Origin of the sequence: Staphylococcus sp. ACRSN (assembly GCF_022346615.1) — a bacterium.
Lineage (GTDB): Bacteria > Bacillota > Bacilli > Staphylococcales > Staphylococcaceae > Staphylococcus.
This window is the reverse complement of the sequence record NZ_JAKRNS010000009.1, coordinates 1-18581: the sequence shown is the minus strand read 5'-3', so window position 1 is coordinate 18581 and position 18581 is coordinate 1. Positions and strand designations below refer to the sequence as shown.

The 18581-nt window shown below is 30.8% G+C and carries 22 protein-coding genes; 19 read left to right on the top strand and 3 right to left on the bottom strand.

Going from position 1 to position 18581, the window contains the following annotated elements; all coding sequences use genetic code 11:
- Positions 1–298 precede the first annotated feature (298 nt).
- From MHZ36_RS09505 to MHZ36_RS09485, 5 genes are read left to right on the top strand one after another with little or no spacing between them, the layout of a single operon-like run.
- Positions 299–1252, top strand: coding sequence for a LacI family DNA-binding transcriptional regulator (locus MHZ36_RS09505; protein ID WP_239231254.1), 954 nt, complete (start codon positions 299–301; stop codon positions 1250–1252).
- A 54-nt stretch (positions 1253–1306) separates the two neighbouring features.
- A complete protein-coding gene (rbsD, locus tag MHZ36_RS09500; protein ID WP_239231253.1) occupies positions 1307–1696 on the top strand; it encodes a D-ribose pyranase in 390 nt (129 codons plus the stop codon).
- A gap of 11 nt (positions 1697–1707) precedes the next feature.
- Positions 1708–3198: a sugar ABC transporter ATP-binding protein gene (locus MHZ36_RS09495; protein ID WP_239231252.1), complete on the top strand. Its 1491-nt coding sequence runs from the start codon at positions 1708–1710 to the stop codon at positions 3196–3198.
- Entirely contained in the window at positions 3185–4126 is a 942-nt protein-coding gene (locus tag MHZ36_RS09490; RefSeq protein ID WP_239231251.1) for an ABC transporter permease subunit, read from the top strand. Before MHZ36_RS09495 ends, MHZ36_RS09490 begins: the two co-directional genes overlap by 14 nt.
- Positions 4127–4141: 15 nt before the next feature.
- Positions 4142–5056 carry a D-ribose ABC transporter substrate-binding protein gene (locus tag MHZ36_RS09485; protein ID WP_239231250.1) on the top strand — a complete coding sequence of 305 codons (915 nt, stop codon included), beginning with the start codon at positions 4142–4144 and terminating at the stop codon, positions 5054–5056.
- Positions 5057–5207: 151 nt separating this feature from the next.
- Here the strand turns inward: MHZ36_RS09485 and msrA are convergent, their stop codons facing one another.
- Entirely contained in the window at positions 5208–5723 is a 516-nt protein-coding gene (msrA, locus tag MHZ36_RS09480; RefSeq protein ID WP_239231249.1) for a peptide-methionine (S)-S-oxide reductase MsrA, read from the bottom strand.
- 138 nt (positions 5724–5861) lie between these two features.
- On the opposite strand from msrA, the gene MHZ36_RS09475 reads away from it, so the two are divergent.
- A complete protein-coding gene (locus MHZ36_RS09475) occupies positions 5862–6842 on the top strand; it encodes an LCP family protein (RefSeq protein ID WP_239231248.1) in 981 nt (326 codons plus the stop codon).
- Between the two features lie 215 nt (positions 6843–7057).
- Here MHZ36_RS09475 and MHZ36_RS09470 read toward each other — a convergent pair whose 3' ends face one another.
- Positions 7058–7243 (bottom strand): 2-hydroxymuconate tautomerase, encoded by a 186-nt coding sequence (locus MHZ36_RS09470; protein ID WP_239231247.1) that lies wholly within the window; start codon positions 7241–7243, stop codon positions 7058–7060.
- A gap of 164 nt (positions 7244–7407) precedes the next feature.
- Between MHZ36_RS09470 and MHZ36_RS09465 the strand changes: the two genes are divergently transcribed.
- From MHZ36_RS09465 to MHZ36_RS09455, 3 genes are all read left to right on the top strand, one after another.
- Entirely contained in the window at positions 7408–8670 is a 1263-nt protein-coding gene (locus MHZ36_RS09465) for a Y-family DNA polymerase (protein WP_239231349.1), read from the top strand.
- Between the two features lie 97 nt (positions 8671–8767).
- A complete protein-coding gene (locus MHZ36_RS09460; protein WP_239231246.1) occupies positions 8768–9214 on the top strand; it encodes a MarR family winged helix-turn-helix transcriptional regulator in 447 nt (148 codons plus the stop codon).
- The gene (locus MHZ36_RS09455; RefSeq protein WP_239231245.1) at positions 9215–10240 is read left to right on the top strand and encodes a threonine aldolase family protein; all 1026 of its coding nucleotides are present in this window, start codon (positions 9215–9217) and stop codon (positions 10238–10240) included.
- A 78-nt stretch (positions 10241–10318) separates the two neighbouring features.
- On the opposite strand, the gene MHZ36_RS09450 is transcribed toward MHZ36_RS09455, so the two are convergent.
- Entirely contained in the window at positions 10319–11410 is a 1092-nt protein-coding gene (locus MHZ36_RS09450) for a prephenate dehydrogenase (RefSeq protein WP_239231244.1), read from the bottom strand.
- 176 nt (positions 11411–11586) lie between these two features.
- Here MHZ36_RS09450 and MHZ36_RS09445 point away from each other — a divergent pair, with 176 nt between their 5' ends.
- The 10 genes from MHZ36_RS09445 to MHZ36_RS09400 all read left to right on the top strand — a co-directional run bounded on the left by MHZ36_RS09445 (position 11587) and on the right by MHZ36_RS09400 (position 18570).
- Entirely contained in the window at positions 11587–12519 is a 933-nt protein-coding gene (locus tag MHZ36_RS09445; RefSeq protein ID WP_239231243.1) for a D-2-hydroxyacid dehydrogenase, read from the top strand.
- 176 nt (positions 12520–12695) lie between these two features.
- Positions 12696–13514 carry a squalene/phytoene synthase family protein gene (locus tag MHZ36_RS09440; RefSeq protein ID WP_239231242.1) on the top strand — a complete coding sequence of 273 codons (819 nt, stop codon included), beginning with the start codon at positions 12696–12698 and terminating at the stop codon, positions 13512–13514.
- A 260-nt stretch (positions 13515–13774) separates the two neighbouring features.
- Positions 13775–14089 carry an SdpI family protein gene (locus MHZ36_RS09435; protein WP_239231241.1) on the top strand — a complete coding sequence of 105 codons (315 nt, stop codon included), beginning with the start codon at positions 13775–13777 and terminating at the stop codon, positions 14087–14089.
- Between the two features lie 20 nt (positions 14090–14109).
- Entirely contained in the window at positions 14110–15138 is a 1029-nt protein-coding gene (locus tag MHZ36_RS09430; protein ID WP_239231240.1) for a M42 family metallopeptidase, read from the top strand.
- Between the two features lie 442 nt (positions 15139–15580).
- Positions 15581–15754 carry a VraH family peptide resistance protein gene (locus tag MHZ36_RS09425; protein WP_239231239.1) on the top strand — a complete coding sequence of 58 codons (174 nt, stop codon included), beginning with the start codon at positions 15581–15583 and terminating at the stop codon, positions 15752–15754.
- A gap of 136 nt (positions 15755–15890) precedes the next feature.
- Positions 15891–16166 carry a hypothetical protein gene (locus MHZ36_RS09420; RefSeq protein WP_239231238.1) on the top strand — a complete coding sequence of 92 codons (276 nt, stop codon included), beginning with the start codon at positions 15891–15893 and terminating at the stop codon, positions 16164–16166.
- 45 nt (positions 16167–16211) lie between these two features.
- Positions 16212–16409, top strand: a complete 198-nt coding sequence (locus tag MHZ36_RS09415; protein ID WP_239231237.1) for an ABC transporter permease family protein — start codon at positions 16212–16214, stop codon at positions 16407–16409.
- 701 nt (positions 16410–17110) lie between these two features.
- Entirely contained in the window at positions 17111–17347 is a 237-nt protein-coding gene (locus MHZ36_RS09410) for a hypothetical protein (protein ID WP_239231236.1), read from the top strand.
- A gap of 225 nt (positions 17348–17572) precedes the next feature.
- Positions 17573–17725, top strand: coding sequence for a hypothetical protein (locus MHZ36_RS09405; protein ID WP_239231235.1), 153 nt, complete (start codon positions 17573–17575; stop codon positions 17723–17725).
- Between the two features lie 662 nt (positions 17726–18387).
- On the top strand, positions 18388–18570 hold the full coding sequence (locus MHZ36_RS09400) for a hypothetical protein (protein WP_239231234.1): 183 nt from the start codon (positions 18388–18390) through the stop codon (positions 18568–18570).
- Positions 18571–18581 lie beyond the last annotated feature (11 nt).

The following is an 18581-nucleotide window of genomic DNA, read 5'->3' as shown; positions in this document are numbered from 1 at the left end:
TGACGTTCATTACCCCTTTGCCGAAGGTATGTATATAATATAACATCATTAGTAAGCGCTTTCAATATTGAGCTAGATATTATTAAAAATTAAAGTTTACATTATACTCTCATTAAATCAAATTAATTTCATAGTATCATTTTACAATTTATGCTTTTAATTTTGTTCTTTTTAGATTTATACATTTATAGGAAAGGGAGCAGAGCAGGATATAAAAATTTTATGTAATATCTATTCAATGAATAATAAATATGCTATTATGAAAACGGTTACATATAAAGGCAGGAGTGACTGAACAATGACTACAATTAAAGAAGTTGCTAAAATGGCAGGCGTTTCTGTGGCAACTGTATCTAGGGTGATTAATGACAATGGCTATGTAAAAGAATCTACTAAAAAGCATATAGAAGAAGTAATTAAACAATTGAATTATATGCCGAACGAAGCAGCAAGAACGCTTTTTAAGAAGAAATCAAAAATTATAGGCTTACTATTACCTGATATTAGCAATCCATTTTTTATGTTAATTGCGCGTGGCGTAGAAGATATTGCATTAAAGCATGGTTATCAAGTATTGATTGGGAATAGCGACAACACATTAGATAAAGCTAAGGATTATATTAGTATTTTTAATTCTCATAATTGTATTGGTGTCATTTCTACTGCATTTGATCATCATACAATAACTGAATTGATAGCCTATCAACATATCCCTTTTGTATATGTTGATAGGCTAAGTGAGAAACAACATGGGGTTTCGACGAATCATTATCAAGGTGGACAATTGCAAGCCAATATAGTGATTAAAGGTAATGCGAAACATGTACTCATTATACATGAGGATTTGAGTATCGAAGCATTTAAACTAAGATATGAAGGAACTAAAAACATGCTAACTCAAGAACATATATCTTTTCATAGTTGTTTAGCTACACAGATTGAAGATGAAACTCAGTTTGAACGCATGATAAGTGGTAGTAGTATAGATACGATTATTTGTAGTAACGATGTTTTGGCAATTAAAGTATTAGGAATGGTACAACAATTAAATTATAACGTACCTAATGATATTCAAATAGTTGGATACGATAACATTCCATTTTCAGAAATGACGTTTCCACAAATAACAACAATTGATCAATCAGCGTACCATTTAGGTACAAAAGCTGTTTCCAAATTATTAAATATAGATGATAAACCATTTGAAGAAATTGAATTAATTATAAAAAAAAGACAAAGTACTAGAAATTAATGCATATTATGTAACGGGTTACATATTGGCGATTAGGAGAAAGGAGTTAAAAGGATGTATAAAACAGGTGTTTTGAATAGTGAAGTTTCAAAGATTTTAAGTGATTTGGGTCATACAGATAAAATTATAATTGCAGATTGTGGTCTGCCAATTCCAGAATATGTTAAAAAAATAGATATTGCACTTACACTAGGTCAACCTTCATTTTTAGATGTTTTCAATGTAATACAACAACATATGGTTATTGAAACGATGACTGTGGCACATGAAATTGAAAATGATAATGAAATATTGCTAGATAAGTTAAAAGCAACAAATATAGCAATTGAAACAGTAAGCCATGAAAGATTAAAAGTATTGAGTAACGATGTCAAAGCGGTTATAAGGACAGGTGAAGCAACACCTTATGCCAATGTGATTTTAACGAGTGGTGTTATATTTTAGGAGGTGAAGTCATGATTAGCATGAAGCAAATTTTTAAGTCTTTTGGACAGAATGATGTGTTATTAGGTGTTGATATAGAAATTCGTGAATCAGAAGTCCTTGCATTAATGGGAGAAAATGGCGCTGGAAAAAGTACTTTGATGAAAATATTGACTGGCGTATATAAAGCTGATCGTGGAGAAATTTTAGAAAACGATAAAGAGATACAATATAAAAATACAAAAGATGCAGAACAAAATGGTGTTGCATTTATACAACAAGAATTGAATATTTGGCCAAATCTAACAGTGCTTGAAAATTTATTTTTAGGAAAAGAAAAATTGAAAAAATTCGGTATTATTGATAATAAATCAATGCGTAAAGAAGCGTTAGCACTTTTTGAAAAATTAAATTTAAACCTGGAATTAAATGAATTAGCAGGAAATCTATCAGTTGGTATGCAACAGATGCTTGAAATTAGCAAAGCATTAATGCAAGATGCAAAAGTGATTATTATGGATGAACCCACTGCAGCATTAACAAATAGTGAGATTGATGTGTTGTTTGAACAAATCAACCAATTAAAACATGAAGGGGTTTCATTTGTATATATTTCACATCGAATGGAGGAAATATTTGAAATTGCTGATCGGATTACAGTTATGCGTGACGGTAGTTCAATATTGACGGCTAAAACAAATGAAACGACACAACAGCAAATTATTAAAGCAATGATTGGTAGAGATCTTAATAATCAATATCCAGATCGAAATTATACAAAAAATGAGATTTTGTTATCTGTTAAAAATTTGAGTAGTAAAGATCAGGGGATTGAAAATGTCAACTTTGATTTACATAAAGGTGAAATATTAGGTTTTAGTGGTTTGATGGGGGCAGGACGTTCAGAAATCATGAGAGTCCTATTTGGGTTAGATAAAGGTCAAATGCAAGTTATGATGAATAACCAACCGCTTCAAATTAAAAACCCTTATCAAGCAATTCAACAGGGATTGGCTTTTATAACTGAGAACAGAAAAGATGAAGGATTAGTGTTACAAGATAGTATTGTTGAGAATACTGCGCTTCCAGCACTCAAAAGTTTTTCCAAAGCTGGAATGTTAACTCAATCATCGATGAATGATTACACTGAACAAATGATACAGAGGTTAAACATTAAAGGACGTAAAGAGGATAGTTGTATTGATCTTTCTGGTGGAAATCAACAGAAGGTTGTATTGGCAAAGTGGATTGCAACTGCGCCCAAAGTTCTAATTTTAGACGAGCCTACAAGAGGTATTGATGTAGGTGCTAAAAGAGAAATTTATCACTTAATGAATGAATTAACGGAGCGTGGTATGTCGATTATTATGATTTCATCTGAACTTCCTGAAGTCATTGGTATGAGCGACCGAGTTGTTGTTGTTCACGAAGGACATATATCAGGCGTATTAGATAAGACAGAATTAACTGAAGAAAATATTATGACGCTAGCTACAGGAGGGAATTTAAATGAAGCAATCTAAGATATCATTATCCTATTTAGAAAAGGTCATTCCATTTATTGGATTAATATTACTTGTAATTATTATAAGCGTTTTGAATAGCGCTTTTTTGGAGCCTTCTAACCTATTTAACTTATTAAGACAAGTGTCAATTAATGGTTTGATTGCCTTTGGTATGACTTTTGTAATTTTAACGGGTGGTATCGATTTGTCGGTCGGTTCGACCTTAGCTTTATCCAGCGCGCTGGTTGCTATACTGATGGTTTCAGGCGTTGATGGTATTATCGCAATTATTATTGGATGTATTTTTGGAGCAGTATTAGGTGCGATTAATGGATTCTTGATTACTTTAGGGAAAATGGCTCCCTTTATTGCAACTTTAGCTACAATGACTGTATTTAGAGGCGTAACATTAGTTATAACGGATGGGAACCCAATCACAAATCTAAATGGAAGTTATGCATTTCAGTTATTTGGAAGAGGATATTTTTTAGGTATACCAGTACCAGCAATTACTATGTTTATCACATTTATTATTTTATATATAATTTTACACAAAACAGTATTTGGTAGACAAACATATGCTATGGGTGGTAATGAGAAAGCTGCATTTATCTCAGGTATCAAAGTTAATAAACTAAAGGTGTTCATTTATGGATTAGCAGGTTTAATGTCAGCATTGGCAGGAGCAATATTAACATCAAGACTAAATTCTGCTCAGCCCACTGCAGGTATGTCGTATGAGTTAGATGCCATTGCTGCTGTTGTATTAGGTGGTACTTCATTAACAGGTGGCAAAGGTAGAATCATCGGTACACTTATTGGTGTCTTAATTATCGGTGTATTGAATAACGGTTTAAATTTATTGGGCGTTTCCTCTTTCTATCAACAGGTTGTCAAAGGTGTCGTTATTATTATTGCAGTACTCATTGATAGAAAGAATAAGTAAGGGGATGGTGTCAGAATGAAAAAATTACTAATAAGTTTAATTGCAATACTATTGTTTTTAACAGGTTGTTCTCTTGAATCACCATTAGAAAATAAAAGTACTCAGAAATCGGATAAGAAAAAGTCTGATATTGTTATAGGTGTCAGTATTTCTACGTTAAATAATCCATTTTTCGTTAAGATAAAACAAGGTATTGAAGATGAAGCAAAAAAACAAGGTGTTAAAGTTAAATTTGCAGATGCTCAAGATGATGCTGCAAAACAAGCGAATGATATAGATGATTTAATTCAACAAAATGTAGATTATTTAATTGTAAACCCTACTGATTCAGATGCTATTTCTGGTAGTATACAAATTGCTAACGATCAAAATATTCCAGTCATTACTTTAGACCGTGAAGTGTCTAAAGGTAAAGTGGCATCGTTTATTGCCTCTGACAATGTTAAAGGTGGAGAAATGGGTGGTCAACTACTTGTTGATGAATTAGGAAAAGATGCAAAAGTGGCAGAATTGGAAGGAATTCCAGGTGCGAGTGCAACCAGAGAACGTGGAAAAGGATTCCATAACATTGCTGACAAATCTTTAGATGTTGTTTCTAAACAAAGTGCTAAATTTAATAGAACTGAAGGATTGAATGTTACGCAAAATATCATTCAAGCACATCCAGATATTAAAGCAATTTTTGCACAAAATGATGAAATGGCATTAGGTGCAGTTGAAGCGGTTGGTAATAAAGATATTAAAGTTGTAGGATTTGATGGCAATGAAGATGCATTAAAATCGGTGGATAATAAAAAATTGTTTGCGACTGTTGCACAACAACCAAGTTTGATGGGAGAAGAGAGTATCAAGACAGTTATGAAATTATATGAGGGTAAAAAGGTAGACGCAAAGCATAAAATCCCGTTGAAAATGAAAAAACAAAAATAACGATTGTAAGAACTTTTTAGTAGCATGAAGCTTTTAGCAAAGAAGATATAGTATATTTGGAAATTAAACAAAGAAGCCCTGAGATGAACTTTTGAATTCATTTCAGGGCTATTATGTTAAGCGTTATGTTTCCTTTGAGAGAATTGCGAATTTAGCTTTCAAAAGTTGACTTATATTGATTGCGCTCTTGTTGTTCTTTGTTATAACGCTCAGGATTCTTTTTGTAGAAATCTTGATGCTCTTCTTCTGCTTCATAGAATGTTGAAGCGGGTAGGATTTGTGTTGCGACAGCTTTCTCTTTGTCGATTGTATTTTTTAATTTTTCTATATAATCTTCTGCCAATTCCTTTTGGTCTTCATTTGTATAGAATATAGCAGTTTGATATTGCGTGCCTCTGTCTTGGAATTGGCCACCTGCATCTGTTGGATCTATTACAGAAAAGAAAATCTCTAATAATTTATTATATGAAAATAATGCTACATCATATTCAATTTCAACAGTTTCAAGATGTCCAGTTTCGCCGGTCTTCACCTGCTCATAAGTTGGATTATCTACATGACCTCCCATATAACCTGAGGTTACTTTTTCGATTCCTTCAAATGTGTCAAATGGTTTGACCATGCACCAAAAGCAACCTCCAGCGAAGTATGCTTTGTTTATATTCATGATTAACATCCTTTCTGTATTAGACCTTAGTACCATTTATTAAGTTTTTCCTTGATTTTTATACACTTTTTATATAAGTTAGTATATATTAATTATAGTACATAAATGTGCAATTTTGAAGATATAAGGTTGATACTAATGACTGAAGACAAACAAAGCAACAATGAATTTACAGAAAAAAGAACAGCAGAAGGTTCTATGCGAAGAGTGAAAAAAAAGAAAATAAGAAAATTACCATTTATTATTTTGATTTTTGTAGTTATTTTGGCAATTTTAATCGGCTATTGTGTGCATGGTTATAATTCAGGAATAGATTACGCAAAAGATCATGGTAAGACACTTAAAGCTCATAAGTTTAATGGTGCTTCTAAGAACGATGGGAAAATCACCATCATGGTATTAGGAGCAGATAAAGAACAAGGTGGTATATCTCGTACCGATTCAATTATGATTGCTCAATATGATTACATTCATAAGAAGATGAAAATGATGTCCGTCATGCGTGATATATATGCTGATATTCCGGGCAATGGACAACATAAGATTAATTCAGCATATTCTATCGGTGGTCCAGAATTATTGAGACAGACCTTGAAGAAAAACCTGGATATTGATCCTGAATATTACGCAATTTTAGATTTTACTGGTTTTGAAAAAATGATTGATGAATTAGAACCGGATGGTGTCCCAATTGATGTTGAAAAAGATATGTCTGCAAATATTGGTGTTTCACTTAAAAAAGGTAATCATCGATTGAATGGTAAGGAACTTTTAGGCTATGCACGATTCAGACATGACGCAGAAGGTGACTTCGGACGTGTGAGAAGACAGCAACAAGTGATGCAATCACTTAAGAAAGAATTAGTGAGTTTAGATACATTACCTAAATTACCAAAAGTAGCTGGTATTTTAAGAGGATACTTAAATACGAACATGCCAGACTCAGCGTTGATTCAAAGTGGTCTTAACTTTGGTCTACGTGGTGATAAGAATATTGATTCTGTAACTTTACCTATTAAAGGTACATATCAAGATCTTCAAACACCTGTAGATGGTAGTGCATTACAAATAGATAAAGCTAAGAACAAAGAAGAAGTCAAAAAGTTTTTAAATGAATAAGTTTAAAAGTTGGTCAACAAAACATGTATTTAAAAAGATTTTGTTGGTTAATATTAGCCACAATGACTAGAATTAAAAGTGTTTTAAATTAAAATGCTTGCTCAATGGAGTTAGTTGTTGTGAAAACTAAAAAACAGGTTGAGACATAAGTAACGTCTCAACCTGTTTTTTGTTCTATTCAAATAGATATACCTAAGCCATATCTATTTGAATGACTATTGATCAGATTTTCTTACGCCAGCAACACCATAGTGTGCAGGGTTCATTTCTTCAATGACTACTTGAATGGCTTCTTTATTAGCACCTGTAGTTTTTTCCACAGCTTGTGTAACTTCAGACACAAGGGCTTTTAGTTGGTCATCTGTACGGCCTTCTAATAGTTTTACGTTTACAATTGGCATGATGTTCCTCCTACTATTTAAATATATTAATTGAATTAATTATAACATGAAAATTCCAAAAATTATAAATTTTAGTGTTGGGGAACATTTGTTCGTAAAACATTGAAAGGGAACATTTGTTCGTATATAATGTTTTATGAAGGAGGTTATGTAATATGGATATATTGTATGATTATAATCTAGTGGAAGAAAGAGATGTACTATGTATAGATCAAAAGAGCTTTTTCGCGAGTGTCTCTTGTATACAGAAGGGGTTAGATCCAAATGAGGTTAAACTGGCAGTCGTCGCAGATACTAAAAGACAAGGCTCTGTCGTATTAGCTGCAACAGGGCCATTAAAAGATTTAGGAATTAAGACAGGATCTAGGTTATTTGAAATACCACATAGAAATGACATATACATTATTAATCCAAGTATGCGTAAATATTTAGAAGTATCTATAGCTATTTCTAAAATTGCATTGCGTTATGTTGCTCCAGAAGATATACATCAATATAGTGTAGATGAATTCTTTATGGATGTTACAGACAGTTATCATAGATTTAGCGCGACATTACATTCGTTTTGTGAAAGATTGCAATGTGAAATTAAAGAAGAAACAGGAATTGATTGTAGTATAGGGATTGGATCCAATATGTTACTAAGTAAAGTGGCTATGGATATCGAAGCTAAACATAGTCCAAGTTTAATAGCTGAGTGGCGTTATCATGATATACCTCAAAAGCTATGGCCAATTAAACCATTGAATAAATTTTGGGGGATTAGTAAACGTACCGAAGTTAAATTGAATAAACGAGGCATTTTTTCGATTGGTGACTTAGCAAAGTATCCTTATCAATATTTAAAAAGGGACCTAGGGATTATTGGCGTAGATTTACATCTACATGCTAATGGCATAGATATGAGTAGAGTGAGAGATAAATATGAAGTTATGAATCCATCTATTTGTAAGAGTCAAATATTGATGCGAGATTATCGGTACGAAGAAACAAAAGTAGTTATGCGTGAATTAATAGAAGATGTAGCGAGTCGTGTAAGAGCGAGAAATAAGTTAGCTAAGACAATTCACTTTTCATTCGGTTATAGTGATGAAGGTGGTGTGAGCAAACAATATACTTTAGATAATCCAACCAATTTAGATAACCAAATTTTCCAAGTTATTGAACACTTTGCAGATAAATTATGTGATCCATCAGCACGATATCGTACATTAAGTGTCTCACTAACACAGTTTATTAATGAAAGAGAGCGACAATTGAATTTATTCGTCGATGAATATGAGAGAAAGCGTCAAGAACGGTTAGCAAAGGCAATTGATGAATTACAAAGGAAATATGGCAGGGGAGTTGTTTCTAGAGCAGTGTCATATACTACAGCGGGAACTAAAAATGGACGCTTAGGATTAATGGCGGGGCATAAGCTATAGTGTGCTTAGAATAACCTAAATGATATTTAGTTGACTAAATCAACTATCAAATGTATATTTAATTTAGTTGACAAAGTAAACTAACGAGGTGTGGATTTTGAGCATACAAGCAATCAGAAGATTCAATAGGTATTATACAAGGATACTAGGCGTATTTGATAAAAGTGTTTTTAACTTAAACTATTCTATGCTAGAAATGAGAATATTAGGAGAAATAGGTAGATATAAAGGTGTTACGGCTAATGCATTAACGCAATATTTAGATATTGATAAGAGTTACTTAAGTAGGATTCTTGATAAATTATTAAAAGCAAATTATATTTATCGAGAAAAAGATCAAACGGATAGTAGAAAGTTGCATATTTATTTAACAGATGAGGGTCAAAAGTTAAATGAATATGTAGAGGTTGCCTCTGATAAGAAGGTGGAAAGGTTGCTTACTGATATGTCACCTGAAGAAGTAAAGGATTTAACAGAAGCGATGAATACAATTGAAACCATATTAGGTAAAGTTGTAAATACTGACTTAGAGGAGGAACAATAAATGATTTCGTTTGAGAATGATTACTTAGAAGGTGCGCATAGTAAAGTGTTATCACGTCTTATTGAAACAAATATGATCCAGGAGTCGGGATATGGCAATGATTCATTTACAAAACAAGCTGAAGAACGAATTAAAGAAGTAATTGATATGCCAACAGCAGAAGTGCGATTCTTAACAGGTGGTACACAGACGAATCAAATCATTGTTGATACTATATTAACAGCATATGAAGGTGTAATTGCTGCTGATACAGGGCATATTAGTACGCATGAAGCGGGAGCTATAGAATATACAGGGAAAAAGATATTAGCATTACCTACAAATGATGGGAAACTATCTGCTAAGTCAGTAAAGGCATATATTGAAACATTTTATAAGGATGCCAACCATGAGCATATGGTCTTTCCTGGGATGGTTTATATTTCATTCCCAACAGAATACGGAACACTATATTCTAAAGCAGAGTTAGAGCAACTTTCAATCGTATGTAAAGCATATCAGATACCATTATTTATAGATGGTGCAAGACTCGGTTATGGTTTGGCAAGTCCACAATCAGATGTGACAATTAAAGATATTGCTACATTGTGTGATGTATTTTACATTGGAGGAACAAAAATAGGTGCATTGTGTGGTGAAGCGGTTGTTTTCACAAAATCTAATATGCCAAAGCATTTTACAACACAAGTGAAACAACATGGGGCATTGCTAGCAAAAGGCCGATTATTAGGAGTACAGTTTCTAGAGTTGTTTACAAATGATTTGTATTTCGAAATCAGTACACATGCCATTCAAATGGCTGAAAGGCTTAAAACAGTATTTATAGAAAAAGGTTATCAACTCTATATAGATTCACCGACAAACCAACAATTTTTCATAATAGACAATGACACAGTACAAACGCTTCAAGGAAAAGTGAAATTTTCATTATGGGAAAAATATGACGATACACATACAATTGTACGTTTTGTAACAAATTGGGCCACATTGGAAGAAAATATAGAACAATTAGAATCTTTAATATAAATATAAAAACAGCTCTTTCTGTAAATTAAGAAAGGGCTGTTTTTATGTAAAAAGCAATTAAAAGTAAGTGAAACATAGTTAGTCAATATATGTATCGAAATCACTTAAAACTTCAGCACCATGTTTACGATCTTCAGGATTTTTAAAACTGATACGTAAAGCACCATAAATATCTTCACGTACTTCGAGTATTCTTAAGTTACTTATAGAAATGTTATGTAAACTTAGTATGTGAGTAACTTTGCTTATCATACCTGGTTTATCCGGAATATCCACGTAAAGATCATACTCGACAGATAGTGCACCTTGTGATTTAAGGGGAAGCTTATCACGATAAACCTTTGCGTCATTGAAAAAATCATAAAGGTCTTCGGGATTATTACTTTCAATTAAATCAATTACATCAGACATTTGATGTTTCCATTCTTTCAAGATATTTAAAATGGTATCTTTATTCTCTAATGTAATATCTCTCCACATAACCGGGTTACTACTAGCGATACGAGTAATATCTCTAAAGCCTCCTGCAGCTAATGTTTTAACTAAAGAAGAATCTTTGACGTGATCTGAATTTAAATGCACTAAACTAGAAGCAATGATATGCGGCACATGACTAACAATACCTGTCACAAAATCATGTTCTTTAGCTGTAGTAGAAATAAATTTAGCATCTGTTGTTTTCAATAAAGATTGAATTGTTTCGAATGCATTATCATTAGCAGTTTCATTATGGACCAGAATGTAAAATGCATTTTCAAATAAATGTTTCTTAGCATTTAAGACACCAGATTTATGGCTGCCTGCCATTGGATGACCACCAATTAAGTGAATATCATGTTCTAATAAATTACTTTCGTATTGTTGAATCGTTGATTTTGTACTACCAGTATCAGAAACAATGACGTGTTTTTTGGTATGATAGTTAGGTAATTCTTGTAAATATTTAATTGTTTGTTGTACAGGCGTGGCATAAATGATGATATCTGCATTTTCGACACTAGATTGATAATCAGTAGATTTATAATCAATAATGCCGATAGAATACGCCTTTTCAAGTTGTGATGAATCAGCATCAAATGCCGTTATTTCAATATCATCATGATAGTACCGAAGATTACTTGCTAAACTTCCGCCAATTAAACCTAATCCGACGAAAAGAATTTGTTTCATAAAGCGAATCACCTCTATCAAAATTTTCAGAATAGTAATATTGTATAGTAGCAACTAGTATTAAGCAATATGTATACGAGTATTTCATACTGAATAAATGTCTTAGGCAAAATAAAAGTTTCAATAAAGAATTTAATAAGTATATACGTATTAAATATATAAAAAAGGGGAAAATAATGCATATTCAAAACATATTGATAGTAGGAGACTATAAAGCATCAATTAAGAAAGATTTATCTAAATTAGAACAATACCATATATTAATTAAAAAATTAGCGCATATTACAGAAGATGATTTAAACTGGGCAGATGCCTATGTAGGTTTTGAACCTTGTGAGCAATTTCATCCTAACAAAGTAAAGTGGGTGCATACATTTAATGCTGGTGTAAATAATTATTTAGAAATAGAGGGTTGGCAGACATCACAGACTTTAATGACGAGAACCGTAACTGATTTTGGTGTGAAGATGGCTGAATATTGTTTAAGCTATATATTGAGGGATACACAACAACATACAGCATTTAATGAGCAACAAAAAAACAAGCAATGGAAAGCTATTTCTCCAAAGCCATTAAAAGATATTACAATCACTTTATTTGGAACAGGTGCAATTGGCCAAAAAATGGCAGAAATATTTTCCGTATTTGGAATTACAGTACATGGTGTATCCAATAGTGGAATGAAAAAACCATTTTTTCATAGTGTAACTAATGTTACGCATTCGGAAAGTAAAATTGCCGATGCAGATTATGTTATTAGCACATTACCCTTAACCAAATCCAGCGAATATTTATTTAATTACACACTATTCGAGAAGATGAACAACACTGTGTTTATAAATCTTGGAAGAGGAAAGGTTGTTGACACAGAGAGTTTGATAACTGCATTAAATAATAAACATGTTCGACATGCGATATTAGATGTATTTGAAAGCGAACCGTTATCCATAAATTCAAAATTATGGGAGAGAGATGATGTAACTATTACACCACATATATCGGCTTTAACAGATATTGATGATGCAATCGCATGTTTTTATGAAACTTTGCAAAAAATAGAACGAGGATATCAACTAGATAATAAAGTTGATTTCTCAAAGGGTTACTAATAATCAATGACAAAAGTGAAAAATTATGTGAATTCAAATGACGGATGGGTGCTAAAGTAGCTAAGGAAAGTATTAAATACACTAATAAATTGATAGTAGCTAGCTTAATTACTTTTGAATAATGTTTTATTTCGCAATAATATGATAGTATTTTACAAAAGGGAGGTAACATGAAAATGACAGAAAAGAATTTCCCAAAAGATGCAATGCGTGTCTTAAAAGAAACAAGCCGTACTTTCTATATACCAATTACGTTTTTAGATAAGGAAATTAAATATACAGTTGCGTCTGCTTATTTAGTGATGAGAGCAATAGATGAAATTGAGGATCATGAAACAATTGATAATGATTTAAAATATTCACTATTAATGCAAGTGAGCGAACTGTTAAAACAACCATTTGACGAAGCTAAATATTTTCAAATATTAGAACCTGTGCATAACGATATGCCAGAGGTTACACGTCGTTTAGGTGATTGGTTACAAGCTTGCCCTGAAAAAACTTTAAATGTTGTGATGGAATCATCAAGTGAAATGGCATTTGGTATGGCAAAATGGGCAAAAGCAAATTGGAATATCCATACACGTGAAGACTTAGATGATTATACATATTATGTTGCGGGACTCGTTGGTGTAATGCTATCAGATATTTGGTATATTTGCGCAGATGTTAAAACGGATCGCGATTTAGCAATTGGTTATGGTCGTGGTTTACAAGCTGTTAATATATTACGAAATGAAGATGAAGATCTAAAAGAACGTGGTGTAAGCTTTGTACCAGATGATTGGACGCGCGATGATTTATTTGAATATGCTGAAGAAAATTTAGCAAAAGCAGACGAATATATGAAAGATATAAATAAAAAAACAATTTTATTATTCTGTCGTCTACCTCTTGCACTTGCACATAAAAGTTTAAAAGCAATGAAAAATGGGCGAGAAAAAATTTCACGTAAAGAAGTAGAAGAAACAGTAGAAGAAATCCAGAAGGATTAACAAAGATAATCTTATATAAGTAATTGCAACGAAAAAGCAAAGCAATGTATTAAAATGATTCAAAAATTCTAATTGAACAATTGATGAAATACATTGCTATGATTAAGTTGAATGGCTTAAAGAATATTAAAGGTTATTGGTTATAGATAACGGCTTTTTACACTAAAACCACCTAGTAAAATAGGTGGTTTTGTTATAAGTAATATGAGTAGAAAACAGGTGACAATATGCTTTTACTTATTTTGGGATTTTTACATTATATGATAATAAAATCTTTCAAGAAATCTATAGGTCAAAATGTGGCAGACAAACCAAATTTATTTATGGGCTATAGAAGTTTTAATGCTTTAAAAAATGATGATATATGGATTTTTGCACAACAGATGTTTTTAAAAAACAGTGAACAGGTAAATAAAAAAGAGATTACTATAGGTGTATTATGGCTCGTTTTTGATATCGTCACATGGATAATTCCATTATCTTTAATAATTCAAGCAATAATATTTTTTATTGGAATGTTATATCTAATCATCAAAACAGAAATATGTATAAAAGTAAAATCGAATCTAAAATAAGATAAGTGGGGTAACGATAAATGGAACCTATATTTAAAACAATTAAAGAACTTACAGAAATTAATAGCCCTTCAGGGCATACAACACGTGCGATAGAATACGTTGAGCAACAAGCAAAGCAATTAGGATATGATACTGAAATCACAAATAAAGGTGCTTTATTAATTACAGTAGAGGGGCAAAAGCAGACACAATATAAATGTATAACTGCACATGTTGATACATTAGGTGCAATGGTGAAAGAAATCAAGGAAGATGGACGCTTAGCTCTAACGTTAATAGGTGGTTTTCATTATAATGCAATCGAAGGCGAATACTGTGAAATAGAAACTGCATCGGGACAAATATATAGTGGTACAATTTGTATGCATGAAACAAGTGTACACGTATATCGTGATAATCATCAACTTCCTAGGGATATAGACCACATGGAAGTCCGTTTAGATGAAAAAGTAATGTCCAAAGCAGATACAGAGAGTTTAGGTATCGAAGTAGGAGATTTTATAAGTTTTGATCCTAGAACACAAATAACGAAATCAGGATTTATCAAATCACGTCATTTAGATGATAAAGCAAGTGTTGCAATCATTATTGAGTTGTTAAAAGATATTAAAGACAAACAATTAACCTTGCCTCAAACAACACAATTTTATATTTCAAATAATGAAGAAATTGGTTATGGCGCTAACGCTTCTATATCACCGAAAGTTGTTGAATATATTGCTTTAGATATGGGAGCCTTAGGTGATGGGCAATCTTCCGACGAATATACAGTTTCAATTTGCGCGAAAGATGCATCAGGTCCATATCACAAAGAATTAAAAGAGCAACTCGTAAATCTTTGTAAGATAAACAAAATACCATACAAAATTGATATATATCCTTATTATAGCTCTGATGCATCAGCAGCACTTAAGGCTGGTGCCGATGTGCGACATGGTCTATTTGGTGCCGGCATAGAATCGTCACATGCACTTGAAAGAACGCATGTAGACTCATTAGTTGCCACTGCGACACTATTAAAGGCATATTGCTTAACAGCTTTGTAAATGATGAAATGGCTGTATAATATGAAGCTACTTCATTATGAATTATAAAAAAACTTAAAATAGTAAATGTTTTCCATCTTAATCAGAGTTGAAAAAGAGATGACTAGAGTTGAAAATACCCTCAAAGTATTTTAGAACTCTAGTTTTTTTATGTAGTTATAGAATACAAAGCTAGTTCATGATTTAAAATAGAAATTCTTCTTATAAGTATTCACACCTCAAAATAACAATTAATCCTACTAAAATATAAAACATAGTTAAATTAATTTTGTCACATTATTTATATTATTATATTGGAAAACATTTATAAATATAATACAATAAAATTTAGGTGTTTAATATTGTGTCTGCTTATAAATTTCTAGTAAATATTTAATTAATAATTGTAATGTTTTGGAAGATACTATTTATATTTTGAAAATTCAATAGAGGAGGTGCACAGATGAATTTTAAAGAGATAAAAGAAATGTTAATGAATTACCGATGGGATTCTACAGATGTCATGTATCTAGTGTTATGTATTGTTTTAGGGTGCATTTTTACAACGCCATTTATTGGTGTACCTATAGGCATAATAGCATATTTCTATCTATTCTTTGATGGAGATAATGATTAAAGAGTTGATAAGAATATAGCTATATTTCTATTTATCTTAATTTGTAGTTTATATACATAATTATTTATTATAAAAGGAAATCTAAATAATTACATATCATCTTAAGACTAAACATAGGTTTCTAGGAGGCATATTTGTGTTGACTGCACTTAAAAATTACAAAAAATGTGATACATTATCATTGGTCATCATGGTTACATCAATAACATGTTTAATATTAAATTTAATTGTAAAAGTTATTTTTAGTTGGGCTTTTTTGGATTACATAAATGCTATTTTGTCAGTAATATTTATACTGAGCTTAGTGATTGGTACTATACCAACTATTTTAGAAAAGAATTATAAGCGTTTGATAGTAGAGTTGCTGTTTATTTCTATAATAATATTCTTATTTTTTTTAGTTAAATACTAAGTATAAAACGTCATATTAAACATGATCAAAATAGGAGGTGAAACCTTGAATACTAAAACTGAGTTGGACAAAGGATTTTTTATATCAACTATACTAAATATTTTATTCTTAATTGGACTGACTTTTATTTTTCAAACAGGAAATTTATTTCTATTAATAGCTTATGTCATTTTGATGGTGATAAACGCTATTTATTTAGTTGTTAAAACAAGTAAAAACTGGAAATCTAAGAATGATATATAAATATAAATGGATAAGAAAAGGGTGAATTTCAACTATTTTAAAGAAGCGTTTAAGAGAAGAAAAAGTAGCAACAGGACTGTTTATATTACATATTTTAATATGGTTAATCATGTTATTCTTTTTACCTAATGATATCGTGATGTAAAAAAAGGGAAGATGGAACTACTTCTTATACTTTTTATAAATTTATTGCAGCATTCATATCAATTATAATTGCATTCTTAATATACATATTATGCTTATTACCAAAAGTAGAAAATGGAAAAGTCACAAGTAAATTTCAAGATAGTTTTGTAATTATATCAGTTCAATTCATAATGATGATTACAAGTATATTTATAATCATAAATGCGATGATTCATTAGTTATATAATATAATAAAAAGGAGAGTTTGTTTTGAACTTTGGTAAATATTATTTAGATTCCTTTTGGGTAACTATGGTTATTGCTTTATTATTATTTAGTTTTACGATGCCTTATTTTTTAATCATTCAAGGACGATAAAACAACTGACTAAAAAGAAAAACATATTCATTTAATACAATTTGGGAGTTTGAAAAATAAAATTATTATTTAAAGAACACTAAATTTTTAGTGATAATATGTTTTATTTATCTATTGTCAATCGTAACCAATGTTTAGGTGGAATATTTCATGCTGTAGCTGAGGAGTCCTTAACTCTTTATGGTTATGCCAAATTTATGTATGAATTATTTAATCATGAACCGAATATTGGTTTTTTACAATGGGAAGAATGGAAAAAGTATATCGATAATGATGAGGAAGTTTCTCATACTTATTACCATATAGCTAGAAGTGGTCATTATAGTATAGAAAATGCAAAAAAATTAATTAATTATAAACCCAAACATACTACTAAAGAAACAATAGAAGAAAGTGTGAAAGCTTATATTAGAAACGGAATTATTAATATTTAATTTAAATTATTTATAAGCTCAAAGGAGTATTTATAATTTGGAAGTGTGGGAATAGTTTCCATTTTTCAAGAAGAAACAGCTAAATTATTAGCTAAGTTTAAAGAGAAAAATAAAAAATAGACCAAGTATATATGCTGATAAATTTTATTGAAGTTAAGGGTTCCCAGGCTCAACGTCAATAAAGTAATTATTGTTTCTGTAATTTAAAAATAAGGAGTGAAAATTATGAAGATAAAAACCTTTGCAAGAATTACTTGTGGTGGTTTGGACAAAGTAGTTAATGAATTTTGTTCCCAATCGAGCGTTGAGGTTTTAGAGATTCAAGCTAATAGTACGTGGTTGTTTATTACAGCTACCGTTATATATCAAGATAATTAGTTTCTTCTTACTTTTAATACATAATTTCATATCAATTTATTAGTAAATCATTCAATATTGGCAACAAGGTAGTAATAAAACACCTATTTTATAACAATGCCCCCATCAACATTGGAATGGGGGCATTGTTATATTAATAATTAGTACTTGTTAATTTTTATATCTTTATAAATACACTAGTAATAGATTTGAAAAAATAACAAAAGTAACTTTTATAAGATTATTTATTGCCTTTATGCTTTAATTTCAAAAATATATAAAATATGAATTCAACAACATAATGTATCGCTATACCAGCAATACCAGCTAATATGATCAATAAAACTAAGTTATATTTTTCATACATTTCTGTCAATGAATAGAAAAGCAAACATATTATCAATAAGAAAAATTTCACTGTACTTTTCTGATTTCTCACATCTTTCATAATTATCCACGCTTTCATTCTTAATAAGAATCTAATAAACACACTTACCAATATGATATAATAATGCATAAATGTCAAAATGTTTTTATATTAAAAAATATAAAATTTATTTACAAAATATTGCTTGTGCGAAAGTACAATAAATTTATATTAAGCAACGTGTTATTATTTCCTTTAGAAACAAGTGAAATTATATTAACTTTTACATAATAATGAAACGTAGGAGTGGAGTGAAATGAAAAATTCGACAATACTTTTATTTCTTGTTGCACTCATCTATATTGTAGTAACAATACTTTGTGTTCCGTTTTTATTTAATAATGGTAATTATATAACAGTAGTAACATCAGCATTACCTGTAATTTTAATTGTTACTTATATAGTTAAAGTTCTAAAAATTAAGAAAAATGACTCATAGTAATTTTATGA